The 17,964-nt window shown below is 62.8% G+C and carries 22 protein-coding genes; 12 read left to right on the forward strand and 10 right to left on the reverse strand.

Features of this window, described 5'->3' with window-relative positions:
* The first annotated feature begins 1 nt into the window (after position 1).
* The gene (locus AC5PZ0_RS15930; RefSeq protein ID WP_027592346.1) at positions 2-700 is read left to right on the forward strand and encodes an SPOR domain-containing protein; all 699 of its coding nucleotides are present in this window, start codon (positions 2-4) and stop codon (positions 698-700) included.
* 111 nt (positions 701-811) lie between these two features.
* Here AC5PZ0_RS15930 and AC5PZ0_RS15935 read toward each other — a convergent pair whose 3' ends face one another.
* The gene (locus AC5PZ0_RS15935) at positions 812-1,231 is read right to left on the reverse strand and encodes an NINE protein (protein ID WP_085272247.1); all 420 of its coding nucleotides are present in this window, start codon (positions 1,229-1,231) and stop codon (positions 812-814) included.
* 167 nt (positions 1,232-1,398) lie between these two features.
* Between AC5PZ0_RS15935 and AC5PZ0_RS15940 the strand changes: the two genes are divergently transcribed.
* A complete protein-coding gene (locus tag AC5PZ0_RS15940; RefSeq protein WP_027592344.1) occupies positions 1,399-2,025 on the forward strand; it encodes a C40 family peptidase in 627 nt (208 codons plus the stop codon).
* Positions 2,026-2,151: 126 nt separating this feature from the next.
* Here AC5PZ0_RS15940 and AC5PZ0_RS15945 read toward each other — a convergent pair whose 3' ends face one another.
* Positions 2,152-3,150 carry a type IV pilus twitching motility protein PilT gene (locus AC5PZ0_RS15945; protein ID WP_493855310.1) on the reverse strand — a complete coding sequence of 333 codons (999 nt, stop codon included), beginning with the start codon at positions 3,148-3,150 and terminating at the stop codon, positions 2,152-2,154.
* Between the two features lie 65 nt (positions 3,151-3,215).
* On the opposite strand from AC5PZ0_RS15945, the gene AC5PZ0_RS15950 reads away from it, so the two are divergent.
* From AC5PZ0_RS15950 to AC5PZ0_RS15990, 9 genes are all read left to right on the forward strand, one after another.
* Positions 3,216-3,902 (forward strand): YggS family pyridoxal phosphate-dependent enzyme, encoded by a 687-nt coding sequence (locus AC5PZ0_RS15950; RefSeq protein ID WP_493855311.1) that lies wholly within the window; start codon positions 3,216-3,218, stop codon positions 3,900-3,902.
* Positions 3,903-3,940: 38 nt separating this feature from the next.
* Positions 3,941-4,759, forward strand: coding sequence for a pyrroline-5-carboxylate reductase (proC, locus tag AC5PZ0_RS15955; RefSeq protein ID WP_493855312.1), 819 nt, complete (start codon positions 3,941-3,943; stop codon positions 4,757-4,759).
* Positions 4,760-4,769: 10 nt separating this feature from the next.
* Positions 4,770-5,360: a YggT family protein gene (locus AC5PZ0_RS15960; protein WP_027592340.1), complete on the forward strand. Its 591-nt coding sequence runs from the start codon at positions 4,770-4,772 to the stop codon at positions 5,358-5,360.
* Between the two features lie 103 nt (positions 5,361-5,463).
* Positions 5,464-6,603: a homoserine O-succinyltransferase MetX gene (gene metX, locus AC5PZ0_RS15965; protein WP_493855313.1), complete on the forward strand. Its 1,140-nt coding sequence runs from the start codon at positions 5,464-5,466 to the stop codon at positions 6,601-6,603.
* Positions 6,604-6,610: 7 nt separating this feature from the next.
* On the forward strand, positions 6,611-7,231 hold the full coding sequence (metW, locus tag AC5PZ0_RS15970) for a methionine biosynthesis protein MetW (protein ID WP_008092977.1): 621 nt from the start codon (positions 6,611-6,613) through the stop codon (positions 7,229-7,231).
* A gap of 22 nt (positions 7,232-7,253) precedes the next feature.
* Positions 7,254-7,688: a DUF4426 domain-containing protein gene (locus AC5PZ0_RS15975; protein ID WP_274882729.1), complete on the forward strand. Its 435-nt coding sequence runs from the start codon at positions 7,254-7,256 to the stop codon at positions 7,686-7,688.
* A complete protein-coding gene (gene rdgB, locus AC5PZ0_RS15980) occupies positions 7,685-8,281 on the forward strand; it encodes an RdgB/HAM1 family non-canonical purine NTP pyrophosphatase (protein WP_099430691.1) in 597 nt (198 codons plus the stop codon). The genes AC5PZ0_RS15975 and rdgB overlap by 4 nt, the downstream gene beginning before the upstream one ends.
* Positions 8,278-9,465: a radical SAM family heme chaperone HemW gene (gene hemW / locus AC5PZ0_RS15985; protein WP_493855314.1), complete on the forward strand. Its 1,188-nt coding sequence runs from the start codon at positions 8,278-8,280 to the stop codon at positions 9,463-9,465. Before rdgB ends, hemW begins: the two co-directional genes overlap by 4 nt.
* 9 nt (positions 9,466-9,474) lie before the next feature.
* Positions 9,475-9,801 carry a DUF3392 family protein gene (locus tag AC5PZ0_RS15990; RefSeq protein ID WP_027592335.1) on the forward strand — a complete coding sequence of 109 codons (327 nt, stop codon included), beginning with the start codon at positions 9,475-9,477 and terminating at the stop codon, positions 9,799-9,801.
* 656 nt (positions 9,802-10,457) lie between these two features.
* Here the strand turns inward: AC5PZ0_RS15990 and trmB are convergent.
* The 4 genes from trmB to AC5PZ0_RS16010 all read right to left on the reverse strand — a co-directional run bounded on the left by trmB (position 10,458) and on the right by AC5PZ0_RS16010 (position 12,713).
* Positions 10,458-11,180, reverse strand: a complete 723-nt coding sequence (trmB, locus tag AC5PZ0_RS15995) for a tRNA (guanosine(46)-N7)-methyltransferase TrmB (protein WP_027592334.1) — start codon at positions 11,178-11,180, stop codon at positions 10,458-10,460.
* Between the two features lie 9 nt (positions 11,181-11,189).
* Positions 11,190-11,984, reverse strand: coding sequence for a thiazole synthase (locus AC5PZ0_RS16000; protein ID WP_027592333.1), 795 nt, complete (start codon positions 11,982-11,984; stop codon positions 11,190-11,192).
* A gap of 54 nt (positions 11,985-12,038) precedes the next feature.
* A complete protein-coding gene (gene thiS, locus AC5PZ0_RS16005) occupies positions 12,039-12,239 on the reverse strand; it encodes a sulfur carrier protein ThiS (protein WP_033693942.1) in 201 nt (66 codons plus the stop codon).
* A 102-nt stretch (positions 12,240-12,341) separates the two neighbouring features.
* Positions 12,342-12,713 carry a DUF423 domain-containing protein gene (locus AC5PZ0_RS16010; protein WP_027592331.1) on the reverse strand — a complete coding sequence of 124 codons (372 nt, stop codon included), beginning with the start codon at positions 12,711-12,713 and terminating at the stop codon, positions 12,342-12,344.
* A gap of 64 nt (positions 12,714-12,777) precedes the next feature.
* Between AC5PZ0_RS16010 and mtgA the strand changes: the two genes are divergently transcribed.
* Positions 12,778-13,488 carry a monofunctional biosynthetic peptidoglycan transglycosylase gene (mtgA, locus tag AC5PZ0_RS16015; protein ID WP_027592330.1) on the forward strand — a complete coding sequence of 237 codons (711 nt, stop codon included), beginning with the start codon at positions 12,778-12,780 and terminating at the stop codon, positions 13,486-13,488.
* Between the two features lie 171 nt (positions 13,489-13,659).
* On the opposite strand, the gene rpoH is transcribed toward mtgA, so the two are convergent.
* The 4 genes from rpoH to ftsY form a co-directional block, all read right to left on the reverse strand.
* Positions 13,660-14,514, reverse strand: a complete 855-nt coding sequence (rpoH, locus tag AC5PZ0_RS16020) for an RNA polymerase sigma factor RpoH (RefSeq protein WP_023378197.1) — start codon at positions 14,512-14,514, stop codon at positions 13,660-13,662.
* A 113-nt stretch (positions 14,515-14,627) separates the two neighbouring features.
* Entirely contained in the window at positions 14,628-15,650 is a 1,023-nt protein-coding gene (ftsX, locus tag AC5PZ0_RS16025; RefSeq protein WP_085272240.1) for a permease-like cell division protein FtsX, read from the reverse strand.
* Positions 15,647-16,318 carry a cell division ATP-binding protein FtsE gene (gene ftsE, locus AC5PZ0_RS16030; RefSeq protein WP_027592328.1) on the reverse strand — a complete coding sequence of 224 codons (672 nt, stop codon included), beginning with the start codon at positions 16,316-16,318 and terminating at the stop codon, positions 15,647-15,649. Before ftsE ends, ftsX begins: the two co-directional genes overlap by 4 nt.
* The gene (gene ftsY / locus AC5PZ0_RS16035; protein ID WP_493855315.1) at positions 16,315-17,931 is read right to left on the reverse strand and encodes a signal recognition particle-docking protein FtsY; all 1,617 of its coding nucleotides are present in this window, start codon (positions 17,929-17,931) and stop codon (positions 16,315-16,317) included. Before ftsY ends, ftsE begins: the two co-directional genes overlap by 4 nt.
* Positions 17,932-17,964: the final 33 nt, after the last annotated feature.

The following is a 17,964-nucleotide window of genomic DNA, read 5'->3' on the forward strand; positions in this document are numbered from 1 at the left end:
GTTGGCTGCCAAGAAAAAACCTGCTCCAAAACGCGGCGCCAGCCGCCAACAGGCGCCGGCCAAGCAGCCGATCCCAGGTTGGGTATGGCTGGCAGTCGGGTTGACCGTGGGCGCTTTCATCGTCTTTTTGATGAAGCTCGAGCCAGGCGGTGCGGACATCAAGCGCACCAAGCCTGAACAGCAAAAACCGGAAAAGGTGGCCGAAGCCAGCAAGACCACCCCGGCCACCCCGCAGCAGCCGGTGAAGCCGAAGTATGACTTCTACACCCTGCTGCCGGAGTCCGAGGTCATCGTGCCGCCGGAAGCCGTGCCAGAGAAGACGCCACCGGTGCCTGCCCAGCCAGTGACCCCGGTTACCCCGGCAGAAGCAGCGAAGATCGACACGGCACGCGCCCAGGCCGCCTTGCTGGGCCAGACGCCACCACCGGCACCGCCGGTGATCAAGCCTGCGGCCACTACGCAGTTCTTCCTGCAGGCCGGCTCGTTCCGCAAGCAAGCGGATGCCGACAAGGTCCGCGCGCAGATCATCCTGCTCGGCCAGTCGGTGAAGGTGGAGTCGGGGACGGTCAAGGATGAAACCTGGTACCGCGTACTGGTCGGCCCGTTCAGCAACCGCGAACAACTGACCGGGGCGCAGAAACAGCTTGCCGGCGCAGGCTTCAGCAACCTGCTGCTGCAACAGCGCCAGACCCGCCAGTAAAACTCGGTAGGCGCAGCCTTGTGCTGCGAAGAGGCCGGTGCAAACACCAAGGATGTTAGGTGTTTGTACCGTCCTCTTCGCAGCACAAGGCTGCTCCTACACGATCTGCAATCAGCGACGATCGCTGTTGGCTTCGGAAATCTGACTGTTCAAGGTCCAGAAGTCGTACAGCACGCCGACCAGGAACAGGCCGCCCGTGAAGAAGTAGATGATCGCGGTGATCCACTTGCCCTGGTACAGGCGATGCAGGCCAAAAATGCCCAGGAAGGTCAGCAGAATCCAGGCGATGTTGTAGTCGATCCGACCGGACCGGAAGCGCAGGTCCGCCTCCTTGTCCATCGCCGGGATCAGAAACAGGTCGATCAGCCAGCCGATGCCCAGCAGGCCCAGGGTAAAGAACCAGATCGTCCCAGTGATCGGCTTGCCGTAGTAGAAACGGTGCGAGCCGGTGAAGCCGAAAATCCACAACAAGTAGCCGATGACCTTGCTGTGGGTGTCGTGAAGCGGCTCACCCTGTTGATAACTGTTCATTCATAGCCCTCGTGGGTTATCCGAAAATTTTCTAAGAAAAAATGTGACTTTCTCGTCGCAGGCCGACGTATGGCACCCTGCCAATCGACCAACGGATCAGAAATTGATCAAAAAGCTGTTATAAAGTTGCGCGCCTAACACATAACTATTCATAAAGAGCTTCATCTATGCCGCCTTTACTCAAGACATGGCTGACCCTCTGTCTATTATTGCCCCTGGCCGCCCACGCCACCAATCGTGAGCAACGTCTTCCCAATGGTTTCACCGGCTATACCACCAATGCCTCGGTGAAACACGCGCCTGCCAAGCACACCACGCTGCGCGCACGCCCAAGCAACGCGGCCAGCAGCCGTGGGCTGCCGGTTGCCTCCATGTCGCCGAAGCAGAGCAGCGATGTGCTCAGCCGTGCGGTGAATGTGCTCGGTACGCCCTATGTCTGGGGCGGCAGCAGCCCGAAAAAGGGCTTCGACTGCAGCGGGCTGGTGAAATACGCCTTCAATGATGTGGCCGATGTCGACCTGCCACGCACCTCCAATGCCATGGCCCAGGGCCACGGTGTGAAGGTGGCGAAGGGCGACCTCAAGCCTGGCGACCTGATCTTCTTCAACATCAAAAGCCGACGGGTCAACCACGTTGCCATCTACCTGGGCAACGACCGCTTCATCCATGCCCCCCGTCGCGGCAAGCGGGTGAGCATCGACACCCTCAGCAAGCCTTACTGGCAGAAGCACTATGTCGTGGCCAAGCGGGTGTTGCCGAAAGAACAGCAGCAGCTGGCCCTGGCCAAGCGCTGATAATTCCGCGCCATTCTGAACTGGCCTCTTCGCGGGCAAGCCCGCTCCCACAGGTTCTCCACAGCATTCAAAGGCTGTGGTGTATCTGTGGGAGCGGGCTTGCCCGCGAAGAGGCCGGAACAGACGCTACGGTAATTGGATCAATCCCATCACTTTCAGCCTTTGCATCGCCCCCTCCATCGTTCGCATCCCCTCCGCCGCCCCCGTCTGCATCACCGAACTCAGCTGCGCCATCCGCCCTTCGCGAATCAGGTTACGCACTGCCGTGTTAGCCACCAACACCTCCCGCGCCGCTACCCGCCCGCCGCCCACGCGCTTGACCAGCACTTGCGCCACCACCAGGCGCAGCGACTCGGCCAGCATCGCCCGCACCAGCGGCTTTTCCTCGGCGGCAAACACCTCCACCAGCCGATCAATGCTGCCTGCAGCCGAGCGCGTGTGCACGGTTGCCAGCACCAGGTGCCCCGTTTCTGCCGCCCGCAATGCCAGGCGAATCGTCTCAAGATCGCGCAACTCGCCGATCATGATCACATCCGGGTCCTGACGCAGCGCACTGCGCAACCCTTGGGCAAACCCGCGGCAATCGCGACCCATCTCGCGCTGATTGATAAGGCTCCGTTGGCTGCTGTGGATAACTTCCACAGGGTCTTCCAGGGTGATGATATGCAGTGACCGCTCGCGGTTGAGCTGATCGAGCAGCGCCGCCAAGGTGCTGGACTTGCCACTGCCGGTGGGCCCGCCCACCAGAATCAGGCCATCGGAACACTGCGCAACAGCTTGAAACACTTCCACAAGGTCGAGCTCGTCCAGTGTCGCAATGCGTCTGGGTATCAGGCGAAAGGTCGCCGCAACCCCATTCAACTGGCGGAACAGGTTCAGGCGAAAACGGCCTAACGCTGGCAGCGCCAACGCGAGGTCCAGCTCATCCTCCTGCGCCCATTGCCGGCAAGCGTCATCGCCCAGCAAGGGCGCCATGGCATCACTCAGCGCCGCTGCCGTCAGCGGCGGCAGGTCCATGCGTTGCAGCTCGCCATCCAGGCGCAGCATCGGTACCTGGCCCGCGGCCAGGTGCAGGTCCGAAGCCCGCGCATCCACAGCACGGGCCAACAGGTCGGTCACATCCATGAGACTCCCCAAAGGCGATCAAGCAGGTAGAATGCCGCAGACCCTTTCGCCGCCGGCATCGATCCATGTCCACCATAGCAGACAACCTATCCGCCCTTGCCGCCCGCATCGCCAGCGCCGCCCAGGCCGCCGGGCGGGACCCGGCCAACATCCAGTTGCTGGCTGTGAGCAAGACCAAGCCCGCCAGCGCCATCCGTGAAATCTACGCCGCTGGCGTGCGCGATGTCGGCGAAAACTACCTGCAGGAAGCACTGACCAAGCAGGAAGCGTTGCGCGACCTGCCCTTGATCTGGCACTTCATTGGCCCCATTCAGTCGAACAAGACCAAAGCCATTGCCGAGCATTTCGACTGGGTACATTCCGTGGACCGCCTGAAGATCGCCCAACGCCTCTCGGAGCAACGCCCTGCCGCACTGGCACCGCTGAACATCTGCCTGCAGGTGAATGTCAGTGGCGAAGACAGCAAGTCCGGCTGCGCACCGGCCGACCTGCCTGCGCTGGCAGAGGCCGTCGCGAAACTGCCCAATCTGCGCCTGCGCGGGTTGATGGCCATCCCGGAGCCCAGCGATGACCGCGCCGCCCAAGAGGCCGCTTTTGCCAGCCTGCGCACCTTGCAGCAGCGCCTGGGCCTTGGCCTGGACACCTTGTCCATGGGCATGAGCCACGACCTGGAGGCGGCGATTGCCCAGGGAGCGACCTGGGTGCGTATCGGCACCGCCCTGTTCGGTGCCCGCGACTACGGGCCCGTCTGATTCCATGCTTTACTCACTCTTTCCCACAAGGACCTGACATGAGCAAGACACGTATTGCCTTTATCGGCGCCGGCAACATGGCCGCCAGCCTGATCGGCGGCCTGCGTGCCCAGGGCCTGGAGGCTTCGCAGATCCGCGCCAGCGACCCGGGCGCCGAGACCCGTACCCGCATCCAGGCCGAGCACGGCATCGAAACCTTCGAAGACAATGCCCAGGCAATCACTGGCGCCGACGTGATCGTGCTGGCGGTCAAGCCGCAGGTCATGAAGGCCGTTTGCCAAGCCCTGCAAGCCCAGCTGCAGGAAGGCCAGCTGATTGTTTCCATCGCCGCCGGTATCACCTGCGCCAGCCTGCAGAGCTGGGTAGGCCCACGCCCGGTGGTGCGCTGCATGCCCAACACGCCAGCGCTGCTGCGCCAAGGCGTCAGCGGCCTGTACGCCACCCAGGAAGTCAACGCCGAACAGCGGCAACAGGCCGAACAGCTGCTGTCTGCCGTGGGCACTGCCCTGTGGCTGGACCAAGAGCAGCAACTGGACGCAGTGACCGCCGTCTCCGGCAGCGGGCCGGCGTACTTCTTCCTGCTGATCGAGGCGATGACCGCCGCAGGCGAAAAGCTCGGCCTGCCTCGCGAAACCGCCTCCCAGCTGACCCTGCAGACCGCGCTGGGCGCGGCGCGCATGGCCGTGGCCAGCGATGTCGACGCTGCCGAACTGCGCCGCCGCGTCACCTCGCCAGCCGGCACCACCGAAGCTGCGATCACGTCGTTCCAGGCTAGCGGCTTCGAAGCCATCGTCGAGCAAGCGCTGCAGGCTGCAGCGACGCGCTCCGCCGAGCTGGCCGAACAACTGGGCAAATAAGGAGCTTTAGATGAATGCACTGTCTGGCGCCGCGATCTTCGTGGTGCAAACCCTGGTCAGCCTGTACTTGGTGATCGTCCTGCTGCGCTTCGTGCTGCAACTGGTCAAGGCCAACTTCTACAACCCGCTGTGCCAGTTCGCGGTACGCGCCACCCAGCCGCTGCTCAAGCCGATCCGCCGCGTCATCCCCAGCGTTGGCGGCCTGGACACCTCGTCGCTGCTGCTGGCAGTGGTCATCCAGGCGCTGCTGATGGGCTTCGTGCTGATGGTCACCTACGGCACCTTCGGTGACGTGCTGCACCTGCTGATGTGGGCCATCATCGGCATCACCTCGCTGTTCCTGAAGATCTTCTGGGTGGCGATGATCGTCATGGTGATCGTCTCCTGGGTCGCGCCCAACAGCCACAACCCGGCGGCGGAGCTGGCCTACCAGATCAGCGAACCGGTGCTGGCACCGTTCCGCCGCCTCGTGCCTAACCTGGGCGGCATGGACATCTCGCCCATCTTCGCCTTCCTGGCGATCCAGGTGATCCAGTCGTTCGTCATGCCGCCGCTGGCTGCCTATGCCGGCATGCCTCAAGAACTGTGGCGGATGATCTGATCCAACGCCCTTGAACATCGACGCCCCCCTGCGGCAAGCCTTTGCTTGCCGCAGGGGGTAGCGCTCTTTAGACTTACGCCTCCGTCAAGCGTGAGCAGGGTCGATGTCCACTGTCCTTCCCGAAGATTCCGTCGGTCTGGTTACACCGCAAACAGCCCGGTTCGAAGCACCGCTGGCCCTGGCCTGTGGCCGCTCGCTGGCCAGCTACGAGCTGGTCTACGAGACCTATGGCACCCTGAACGCCAGCGCCAGCAATGCCGTGCTGATCTGCCATGCCTTGTCCGGCCACCACCATGCCGCCGGCTACCATGCCGCCACCGACCGCAAGCCGGGCTGGTGGGACAGCTGCATCGGCCCCGGCAAGCCAATCGACACCAACCGTTTCTTCGTGGTCAGCCTGAACAACCTCGGCGGCTGCAATGGCAGTACTGGCCCGAGCAGCGTCAACCCGGCTACCGGCAAGCCCTATGGCGCCGACTTCCCGGTGCTGACCGTGGAAGACTGGGTGCACAGCCAGGCACGCCTGGCTGACCGCCTGGGCATTGGCCAGTGGGCGGCCATCGTGGGCGGCAGCCTTGGTGGCATGCAGGCGCTGCAATGGACCATCACCTACCCCGACCGCGTGCGGCACTGCGTCGATATCGCCTCGGCGCCCAAGCTCTCGGCACAGAACATTGCCTTCAACGAAGTAGCGCGCCAGGCCATCCTCACCGACCCGGAGTTCCACGGCGGTTCGTTCCAGGACCAGGGCGTGATCCCCAAGCGCGGGCTGATGCTGGCACGCATGGTGGGCCATATCACCTACCTGTCCGATGATTCGATGGGTGAAAAATTCGGCCGTGAGCTCAAGAGCGACAAGCTCAACTACGACTTCCACAGCGTCGAATTCCAGGTCGAAAGCTACCTGCGCTATCAGGGCGAGGAGTTTTCCGGCCGTTTCGACGCCAACACCTACCTGCTGATGACCAAGGCCCTGGACTACTTCGACCCGGCCGCAGCCCACGGTGGCGACCTTGCCGCCACCCTGGCCTCGGTCACGGCAGACTACTGCATCATGTCGTTCACCACCGACTGGCGCTTCTCGCCTGCCCGTTCACGCGAGATCGTCGATGCGTTGATGGCCGCGCGCAAGAACGTGTGTTACCTGGAGATCGACTCACCTTATGGGCACGATGCCTTCCTGATCCCCACACCTCGCTACATGCAGGGTTTCTCGAACTACATGAACCGCATCGCCATCTGAGGACAGCATGAGAGCCGATCTGGAAATCATCCACGACTGGATTCCCGCCGGCAGCCGGGTACTCGACCTGGGCTGCGGCAGTGGCGAACTGCTGGCCTCGCTGCGTGACCGCAAGCAGGTCACCGGTTACGGCCTGGAGATCGACGCCGACAATATCGCCGCGTGCGTGGCCAAGGGCGTCAACGTCATCGAGCAGGACCTGGACAAGGGCCTGGGCAACTTCGCCAGCAACAGTTTCGATGTGGTGATCATGACCCAGGCCCTGCAGGCCGTGGAGTACCCCGACCGCATCCTCGACGAGATGCTGCGCGTGGGCCGTCAGTGCATCATCACCTTCCCCAACTTCGGCCACTGGCGCTGCCGCTGGTACCTGGCGACCAAAGGCCGCATGCCGGTTTCGGACTTCATGCCGTACACCTGGTACAACACGCCGAACATCCACTTCTGCACCTTCGCCGACTTTGAAGAGCTGTGCCACGAGCGCCACGCCAAGGTCCTCGACCGCCTGGCCGTCGACCACTTGCACCGTAATGGGTGGGGCGGCCGGCTATGGCCTAATCTTCTAGGTGAGATCGGCATCTATCGCGTCAGCAGCCCTGGCCTGCAGGAGCACCAGCTCGCGGTCTGACGCCCACCGGAGGAATCGCACCATGCGTCGCCTAGCCCTGTTCCTGATCAGCCTGTGCCTGGCCCTGCCTGTACTGGCTGCCGATGCCGCCCGTCCCGAGCGCAAGGAAGTGTTTGGCGACGTGACGGTACACTACAGCGCGTTCACCTCAAGCATGCTGACGCCGGAGGTGGCCGCGGCCACGGGCCTGGTGCGCAGCAAGAACCAGGGCGTGCTCAACATTGCCGTGATCAAGGCCAACAAGCCGGCCATGGCGGTCGTCAGCGGCACGGTGAAAGACCTGACCGGGCGCAGCAGCCCGTTGTCCTTCAAGCAGATCACCGAACCGGGCGCGATTTACTACATCGCCCAGTTCAAGATCGAACAGCCAGAAACCGTGACCTTCGACATCAATGTCGAAACCGGCGGCATCAGTAACTCTCTCAGCTTCAACCAGGAAGTGTTCCCAGGCGAATGATGAATTTCCAGCAACTCGTATTGGCCAGCCACAATGCCGGCAAACTCAAGGAACTCCAGGCCATGCTTGGCGCGTCCGTACAGCTGCGCTCGATCGGTGAATTCAGCCAGGTCGAGCCAGAGGAAACCGGCCTGTCGTTCGTCGAGAACGCCATTCTCAAGGCACGCAATGCCGCGCGCATCTCTGGCCTGCCAGCACTGGCCGATGACTCGGGCCTGGCCGTGGACTACCTCGGCGGCGCGCCGGGTATCTATTCTGCTCGCTATGCCGATGGCAAGGGTGACGCGGCAAACAACGCCAAGCTGCTGGACGCCTTGAAAGACGTGCCCGAGGCCGAGCGCGGCGCTCAGTTCGTCTGCGTGCTGGCGCTGGTACGTCACGCCGACGACCCGCTGCCGATCCTGTGCGAAGGCCTGTGGCACGGGCGCATCATGTTTGAGGCCAGCGGTGAGCACGGCTTTGGCTACGACCCGCTGTTCTGGGTGCCAGAGCGCAATTGCTCGAGTGCGGACCTCGCCCCTGTCGACAAGAACCAGCTCAGCCACCGCGCCCGCGCCATGGTCCTGCTGCGTCAACGCCTGGGCCTGGCATGATCGAAACGTTGTCCATCCAACCGCACCCGGTGGGTGCGGCTGGTTTCGCCGTGCTGCCGCCTTTGGCGTTGTACATCCACATCCCGTGGTGCGTACGCAAATGCCCTTATTGCGACTTCAATTCCCACGCGGCGGGCCCAGAGCTGCCTGAAGAGGCTTATGTCGACGCCCTGCTGACCGACCTCGATCAAGAACTGGCAGCCGTACAAGGCCGCCCGATCAGCTCGATCTTCTTCGGTGGCGGTACGCCGAGCTTGTTCAGTGCCAACGCCCTTGGGCGGCTGCTGCGTGGCGTTGAACAACGCATCCCGTTCGCGCCGGACATCGAAATCACCCTGGAGGCCAACCCCGGTACGTTTGAGCAAGAGAAGTTCAAGGCGTACCGGCAGACGGGCATCAATCGCTTGTCCATCGGCGTGCAGAGCTTCCAGCCCGCCAAGCTGGAGGCGCTCGGGCGCATCCACAACGGCGACGAAGCAATCCGTGCCGCCGACATGGCGCGCGCCGCCGGGTTCGACAACTTCAACATGGACTTGATGCACGGCTTGCCCGACCAGTCGCTGGACGACGCGCTGGGTGACGTACGCCAGGCGATCGCCCTAGGGCCGACCCACTTGTCGTGGTACCAGCTGACCGTAGAGCCGAACACGGTGTTCTGGAACCAGCCGCCCGAGCTGCCCGAAGACGACATCCTGTGGGATATCCAGGAGGCCGGCCAAAGCCTGATGGCCGAGCACGGCTACCGCCAGTACGAAGTGTCGGCCTATGCCCAGCCAGGCCGTGCTGCCAAGCACAACCTCAACTACTGGCGCTTCGGTGATTTCATCGGCATCGGCGCGGGTGCCCACGGCAAGCTGACCTTCGCTGACGGGCGCATCCTGCGCACCTGGAAAACCCGCCTGCCCAAGGACTACCTGAACCTGGCCAAACCGTTCAAGGCCGGCGAAAAGCGGCTGCCGGCGGACGAGCTGCCCTTCGAATTCCTGATGAACGCCTTGCGCCTGACCGATGGCGTCGAAGCCGAACTGTTCACCCAGCGCACCGGCCTGCCGCTGGCGCAACTGGCCGAGGCCCGTCGCGCGGCCGAACAAAAGGGCCTTTTGCAGGTCGAACCGGATCGATTGGTGGCCACGCCGCGCGGCCAGTTGTTCCTCAATGACCTGCTGCAGTATTTCTTGACCTAAGGATGACCCATGGACCTGGTACTTGATCTGCTTGCAACGGCTTCCCGCTGGAGCCGCAGCAACCTGTCGGAGATTTCGCTGGCCTTGGTAGGCTGCCTGCTGGTGCTGTTCGGCACCGATATCAAAGCCACGGTGGAACAACGCCTAGGCAGCCTGGCCGGCGCCCTGCGCGTGCCGTTCATGGCCCTGCTGGTGATGATCGGCAGCGGCGCAGCGCTGATCTATGCCACGCCGTGGGTGGTGAAGGGGCTGGGCCAGTTCAATAATTATGCGTTGGCACCGGTGCTGCTGGTGGTGCTGGTGTTGATCGGCGTGGTGGCTGATCGGCGGGGGTAAGGCACGACTGCAGCATTTCACTTTCCCTGTGGGAGCGGGTTTACCCGCGAACACGGGCGAAGCCCGTGCCATATACCGCGTCGCATTCTTCGCGGGTAAACCCGCTCCCACAGAATCCCTCGCGGACTTGAGTACAAACAAGATCCGAATGAGTTTCCATACGCGGCTCAGCGCATCAAGCAAACGCTTCATATGCCTTGGCCTCCGTGTTGGCGGGCCAATCTTCCAGCATCTAACCGGTACTTCGATGCCTTCGAAAACCCGTGCAGGTCTTTCAGTGAAGTGGCCGGACTAATGGCCCTTCGAGAGCAATCACCGGCACGGTTCTCAAGCCGTGTCGAAGGGGCCGGAAAGCAGAATTCTTCTTCTGACCGACCCATCACTGAACCGCCCCATACGTGAGCGACGCAATGATACTGCGATTGACGCGTTCAGACTGTTAACAACGCCGACACACGTGATGCCACATATTTCGGAACATTGACGCATCGCCAGGGGCTGCTTATGATCTTCAGACCGTGTGGGTCTTTCAGTGAAAGCCCGAAACGAAAGGGTCTCAGCCTTTTCGCTTCAATAAAAAACCGCCCTTCTCAAGGCGGTTTTTTTTCGCCTGCTTTTTCGCAAGCGCTTGTCGGTTGACTGGCTCAGACAGCCAATCAATCCACCTTCTCGAACTTCAAATCCCAAACCCCATGCCCCAAGCGCTCACCACGGCGCTCGAACTTGGTGATCGGCCGCTCTTGCGGACGTGGCACATACGCCCCATCCGCCGCCTGGTTACGGTAACCGGGCGCTGCGCTCATCACTTCCAGCATGTACTCGGCATACGGTTCCCAGTCGGTCGCCATGTGGAACACGCCACCCGGCTTGAGCTTGCGGCGTACCAGCTCTGCGAATTCCAGCTGCACGATGCGGCGCTTGTGATGGCGCGCCTTGTGCCAAGGGTCTGGGAAGAACAGCATCAAACGGTCGAGGCTGTTGTCGGCCACGCAGCGGTTGAGCACTTCGATGGCATCGCAGTCATACACCCGCAGGTTCTTCAGCCCTTGGGTCAGCACGCCATTGAGCAGCGCGCCAACGCCCGGACGGTGCACTTCGACACCGATGAAATCCTGTTCAGGCGCGGCAGCGGCCATCTCCAGCAGGGAGTGGCCCATGCCGAAACCGATCTCCAGGGTGCGCGGCGCCGAACGGCCGAACACCTGGTCGTAGTCCACCGGGCTGTCGGCCAGGGGCAGGATGAACAGGGGGCCACCCTGGTCCAGGCCGCGTTGCTGACCTTCGGTCATGCGCCCGGCGCGCATCACGAAGCTCTTGATACGGCGGTGTGGGCGCTCTTCGCCTTCGGCGGTGATCGGCGTTTCTTGCGATTCAGTCATCAGGAGCTCTTACTTGATCAGACCATCCAGCGGCGAAGAGGCGCTGGCATAGAGTTTCTTCGGCATGCGGCCGGCCAGGTAGGCCAGGCGACCGGCCACGATGGCGTGCTTCATGGCTTCAGCCATCAACACCGGTTGCTGGGCATGGGCGATGGCCGAGTTCATCAGCACTGCCTCGCAGCCCATCTCCATGGCGATGGTGGCGTCGGAGGCAGTACCCACGCCGGCATCGACCAGCACCGGCACCTTGGATTCTTCGAGGATGATCTGCAGGTTGTAGGGGTTGCAGATGCCCAGGCCGGTACCGATCAGGCCAGCCAGCGGCATGACCGCAATACAGCCCGCTTCGGCCAGCTGACGGGCGATGATCGGGTCGTCGCTGGTGTAGACCATCACGTCGAAACCGTCCTTGACCAACACTTCGGCGGCCTTGAGGGTTTCGATCACGTTGGGGAACAAGGTTTTCTGGTCGGCCAGCACTTCCAGCTTGACCAGGTTGTGGCCATCCAGCAGTTCACGGGCCAGGCGGCAAGTGCGCACGGCTTCGACAGCGTCGTAGCAGCCCGCAGTGTTCGGCAAGATGGTGTAACGGTCGGGTGGCAGCACGTCGAGCAGGTTCGGCTCGCCCGGGTTCTGACCGATGTTGGTACGGCGCACAGCGACGGTGACGATCTCGGCACCCGAGGCCTCGATGGCCAGGCGGGTTTCTTCCATGTCACGGTATTTGCCGGTGCCGACCAGCAGGCGCGACTGGAAAGTGCGCCCGGCCAGGGTAAAGGGCTTGTCGCTACGAACGTTGCTCATCGTTGTTCCTCGGGAAAAGGTTACTGGGCTTGCGTGTGAACCGCCGAGCCGCTATCAGCCGCCGCCGATGGCGTGGACCACTTCAACCTGGTCGCCTTCGTTCAGCGCAGTGCTGTCGTGCTGGCTACGCGGCACGATATCCAGGTTGAGTTCCACTGCTACCCGGCGCCCGGTGAGGTCCAGGCGCGTCAGCAGGGCCGCGACGCTTTCGCCAGCGGGCAGTTCGTAAGGTTCACCGTTCAGTTGAATGCGCATGCGCACGGCCACCATTGTGCTTTGGGGCACGCATTCTAGCGCCGAACACCCCGTTTACCCAAGGCCGGTGCACGCCATTAGTCGCGATTGTGGACCACTCGGTCAGCCCAGCCGCCAGGCTGCCAGGCCCAGGCACAGCCACCCTGCGAGGAAGCACAGGCCGCCAAAGGGCGTGATGATGCCGAGCTTGCTCACGCCTGTCAGGGTCAGCAGGTACAGGCTACCGGAGAACAGCAGGATACCCAGCGCGAACAGACCGCCGGCCCAGCCCACCAGGCGCCCCGGCAAATGCGCTGCCAGCACGGCGACACCGAAAATCGCCAAGGCATGCACCAGCTGGTAGGTCACGCCGGTGTGGAAGATGGCCAGGTAGTCTGGCGTCAGGCGGTTTTTCAGCCCATGCGCGGCGAAAGCGCCCAGGGCCACACCGGTAAAGCCGAAAAAGGCGGCAAGCATGAGGAAGCTGCGAAGCATGGGACGACTCCTTGTATCGGGTCTGTATAATGGCCCGTTCCACCCGCCCGGCCAAGCCATCGACATGCTGCCATCCCTTATCCGCCGCCTCACTCGCGCCCTGCTCTGGTTCGCTGCCGGCAGTATCGTATTGGTGCTGGTGTTTCGCTGGGTGCCGCCCCCCGGCACGGCGTTGATGGCCGAGCGCAAGGTCGAGTCCTGGCTGAATGGCGAGCCCATTGACCTGCAGCGCGACTGGGAACCGTGGGAGAACATCTCCGATGAGCTCAAGGTCGCGGTCATTGCCGGTGAAGACCAGAAGTTCGCCACCCATTGGGGTTTTGACATCCCGGCCATTCAGGCAGCGCTGGCCTACAACGAACGCGGCGGCAACATTCGCGGGGCCAGCACGCTGACCCAGCAGGTGGCCAAGAACCTGTTCCTGTGGTCGGGCCGCAGTTGGTTCCGCAAGGGCCTGGAGGCCTGGTTCACAGCGCTGATCGAGCTGTTCTGGTCGAAGGAGCGCATCCTCGAGGTCTACCTGAACAGCGCTGAATGGGGCAATGGCGTATTTGGCGCCCAGGCGGCGGCGCGCTACCACTTCGGGGTCGACGCCAGCCGGCTCAATCGGCAACAGGCCGCGCAACTGGCTGCGGTATTGCCCAGCCCGATCAAGTGGAGCGCCAGCCGGCCCAGCGCCTATGTGGCCAGTCGGGCCGGGTGGATTCGGCGGCAGATGAGCCAGTTGGGTGGGCCTAGCTACCTGATGCAGCTGGATGCTTCGCGCAGGCTTTGAATCATCGACGGGCTTTACGGGCCCTTTCGCAGCACAAGGCTGCGCCTACAGGTCCGGCGCTATACCTGTAGGAGCAGCCTTGTGCTGCGAAAGGGCCCGTAAAGCCAACACAAACAAAAAAGCCGCCAACCCTCTTCAGGCCAGCGGCTTTTTGATACAGCCAAGCGTGAATCACACCGTGATCAACGCCTTGACCTTGTTCATCGCATTCTTTTCCAGCTGACGAATACGCTCAGCCGACACGCTGTACTTGTCCGCCAACTCATGCAACGTCGCCTTCTCTTCCGCCAACCAGCGTTGGTAGAGAATGTCACGGCTGCGCTCGTCCAGGCCTTGCAGTGCCTCATGCAGGTTGCTGGTGGAGTTGTCGCTCCAGTCGGCATCCTCAAGCTGTACGGCCGGGTCGTAGCGGTGGTCTTCCAGGTAATGCGCAGGCGACTGGAACGCGCTGTCATCATCGGCTTCCGCCGCTGGGTCAAAGGCCATGTCCTGACCACTCAGGCGGCTTTCCATCTCGCGCACTTCGCGCGGTTCGACGCCCAGGCTCTCTGCCACACGATGAACTTCATCGTTGTTCAGCCAGGCCAGACGCTTCTTCTGGCTGCGCAGATTGAAGAACAGTTTGCGCTGGGCCTTGGTGGTCGCCACCTTGACGATGCGCCAGTTGCGCAGGATGAATTCGTGGATTTCGGCCTTGATCCAGTGCACGGCAAAGGACACCAGGCGCACGCCCATCTCTGGGTTGAAGCGTTTGACGGCCTTCATCAGGCCGACGTTGCCTTCCTGGATCAGGTCAGCCTGGGCCAGGCCGTAGCCTGCATAGCTACGGGCGATATGTACGACGAAACGCAGGTGGGCCATCACCATTTGCCGAGCGGCCTCAAGATCCTGCTCGTAGTAGAGACGCTCGGCCAGATCACGCTCCTGCTCGACCGTCAGCAGCGGGATGCTGTTGACCGTGTGCACATAGGCTTCCAGGTTTGCACCGGGCACCAGGGCATAGGCAGGTTGCAACGATGTGGTCATTCAAGAACCTCCGACTTACTAGACTCGCGCCTTGTGGGCACTGCCAACATTGACCGGAAACCGGTAAACAAGTTCCCAAAACGGTAATAAAGTCAATGCTGGCACGGGAAAAACTATCGTGGCGCCAGCTCGTTCAAATGGCGAGCGACCGCGATCCATGCACCGATATACCCCAACAGTACCGCTCCGATCAAGAGCGACAGACCATCGGACGCCGGCACCCCACCCAGGGCGAAGTCACTGCCATACAGCCCGGAGAGCCCGACGACCGCCTGGTTCAGCCAGTTCAGGCCGAATGCCAGGATGCCCCAGGCCAACAGCCCCGCGCCCAGGCCATACAAGGCGCCCATGTACAGGAATGGCCGGCGTACATAGCTATCGGTGCCGCCGACCAGCTTGATCACTTCAATCTCGGTACGGCGGTTTTCAATATGTAGACGAATTGTGTTACCGATTACTAACAGCAGCGCAGAAATCAGCATGACGGCCAGGCCGAAGACAAAGCGATCGCCCAGCTTCAAGATTGCCGCAAGGCGCTCGACCCAGACCAGGTCCAGCTGTGCCACTTCGACCTTTGGCAGCTCCGACAGGCGCTGACGCAAGGCTTCAAGTGCTGGCTTGTCGACCTCGGTCGGGGTCACCACCACCACGCCAGGCAGCGGGTTCTCGGGGAGCTCGCGCAACGCCTCACCCAGGCCGGACTGCTGCTGGAACTCTTCCAGCGCTTGATCGCGGCTGACATACAGCGCGTCGGCCACCCCAGGCATGTGCTTGATCTCGTCGCGCAGCGCTTCACCTTCCTTGCTGCCAGCGTCGAGCTTGAGGTACAGCGAAATCTGCGCGGCGCGCTGCCAGGAGCCGCCGAGCTTCTCGACGTTCTTCAGCAGCAACGACAGGCCCATGGGCATGCTCAACGCCACTGCCATTACCAGGCAGGTGAAGAAGCTGCCGATCGGCTGCTTGCCGAGGCGACGCAAGCTGTCGGCCATGCTCGCGCGATGGCTTTCCAGCCAGGCGTGCAACAGTGTGCGGAAATCTGGGCCGTCATCGTCGTCGCGCTTTTTCTTCGCCGGTTGCGGGTCGGCGGGTTTCGGCGCAACCCGTTCGGAAACCTTCGGCGTACGTGTAGTACTCATTGCCCGGCCTCCCCATCGCCGATCAAACGGCCGCGCTGCAGGGTCAGCATGCGATGCCGCATGCGCGCGATCAATGCCAGGTCGTGGCTGGCGATCAATACCGTGGTGCCCAGGCGGTTGATGTCTTCGAACACGCCCATGATCTCTGCGGCCAGGCGCGGGTCAAGGTTGCCGGTGGGTTCGTCGGCCAGCAACAGGGCTGGCTGATGGACGATGGCACGTGCGATACCGACCCGTTGTTGCTGCCCCGTGGACAAATCGGCCGGAAACAGTTCGCCTTTGTCGGCCAGCGAAACACGCTCCAAGGCCGAGTCGACGCGTTTGGTGATCTCGGCCTTGGACAGGCCGAGGATCTGCAGCGGCAAGGCGATGTTGTTGAACACCGTGCGGTCGAACAGCAGCTGGTGGTTCTGGAACACCACACCGATCTGCCGGCGCAGGAACGGGATCTGCGCATTGCTGATCTGGCCCAGGTCCTGCCCTGCCAGCAGCAGCTTGCCGCTGGTCGGGCGCTCCATGGCCAGCAGCAGGCGCAGCAGGGTGCTCTTACCGGCACCCGAGTGCCCGGTGACGAACAGGAATTCGCCCCGGCGCGCCCGGAAACTCAGCTCATGCAAGCCTACATGGCCATTGGGATAGCGCTTGGCAACCTGTTCGAATCGGATCATGGATGCTCTCGCTCGGCGAACAGCGCTTTGACGAACGGCTCGGCTTCGAAGGTGCGCAGGTCGTCGATACCTTCACCCACACCAATGAAACGGATCGGAATGCTGAACTGCTTGGCCAGGGCGAAGATGACGCCGCCTTTGGCGGTGCCGTCCAGCTTGGTCAAGGCCAGGCCGGTCAGTTCGACGCTCTGGTTGAAGTACTTGGCCTGGCTGATGGCGTTCTGGCCGGTGCCGGCGTCGAGCACCAGCAGCACCTCGTGAGGCGCTTCGGCGTCGAGCTTGCCGATCACTCGGCGCACCTTCTTCAGCTCTTCCATCAGGTTGTCTTTGGTGTGCAGACGGCCGGCGGTATCAGCGATCAGCACATCAACGCCACGGGCCTTGGCGGCCTGCACGGCGTCGAAGATCACCGAGGCCGAGTCGGCACCGGTGTGCTGGGCGATTACCGGGATCTGGTTACGCTCACCCCAAACCTGCAACTGCTCGACCGCCGCGGCGCGGAAGGTGTCGCCCGCAGCCAGCATGACCTTCTTGCCTTCCAGCTGCAGCTTCTTGGCCAGCTTGCCAATGGTGGTGGTCTTGCCGGCGCCGTTCACGCCGACCACCAGGATCACGTAGGGCTTGTTTTGCGCCTGGATCTTCAACGGCTGCTCGACCGGACGCAGCAGCGCGGCCAGTTCTTCCTGCAGCGACTTGTACAGCGCATCGGCATCGGCCAACTGCTTGCGGGCGACCTTCTGGGTCAGGTTCTGGACGATGGCCGAAGTCGCTTCCACGCCAACGTCGGCGGTCAGCAGGCGGGTCTCGATCTCGTCGAGCAGGTCGTCATCGATGACTTTTTTGCCCAGGAACAGGCTGGCCATGCCTTCGCCGATACTGGCGCTGGTCTTGGACAGGCCCTGCTTGAGGCGGGCGAAGAAGCCGGGTTTGGACTGTTCAGTGGCGACCGGCGCGGCAACGGGCTCGGGTTCGACCGGGGTCGGGGCTGGAGCTTCTGCAGCTGCAGCTGGAGCTGGAGCTGGAGCTGGAGCTGGAGCTGGAGCTGGAGCAGGCGCCACGACCGGGGCGGGCTCGGCAACCACCGGCGCTGGCTGGGGTGCGGCTGCCACCGGCGCGGCGGGCTCGACCGCTGGTCGCTCAGGAATGGCAGGCGGGGCCGTGGGCTCAAGGTCCGGCACGAGGGCCACAGGCTCTTCGGCAACTGGCAATACCAGATTGCTGACAGGCGGCTCGACGGCACGAATTATCGGGGCTTCGGGGGCAGTTACCACCGGCGCTTGGGGTTCGACCTGCGGCGCACTGGCTTGCGCGTTCGCGGGCATGCTCGCCGCCACAGGGGGCTGGGCAGGCTGAGAAGGCTCAGGATCAGCCATGGCCGGCACAGGTTGAGGCAGCTCGGGCGCAACAGGGGCTTGTGCGGCCACCGGCTCGGCCGGCGCCACAGCAGGCTGCTCGACGGCAGGCTGCGCTGCTACCGGCTCTTCAGCCTGTGGCTCGGGGGTTTGCGGCTGTTCGGCGACAGGTTGCTGCGGCTTCTTGCGAAACCAGCTGAACAGGCCTTTCTTTTCGCCAGACTCGGCCGGCGCTTTTTTGTCGTCGTTGGAACCAAACATGGAGGACGGCTATCTCAGGGTAGCGATGCGCCA

This window comes from Pseudomonas sp. 5.2 (assembly GCF_059025405.1).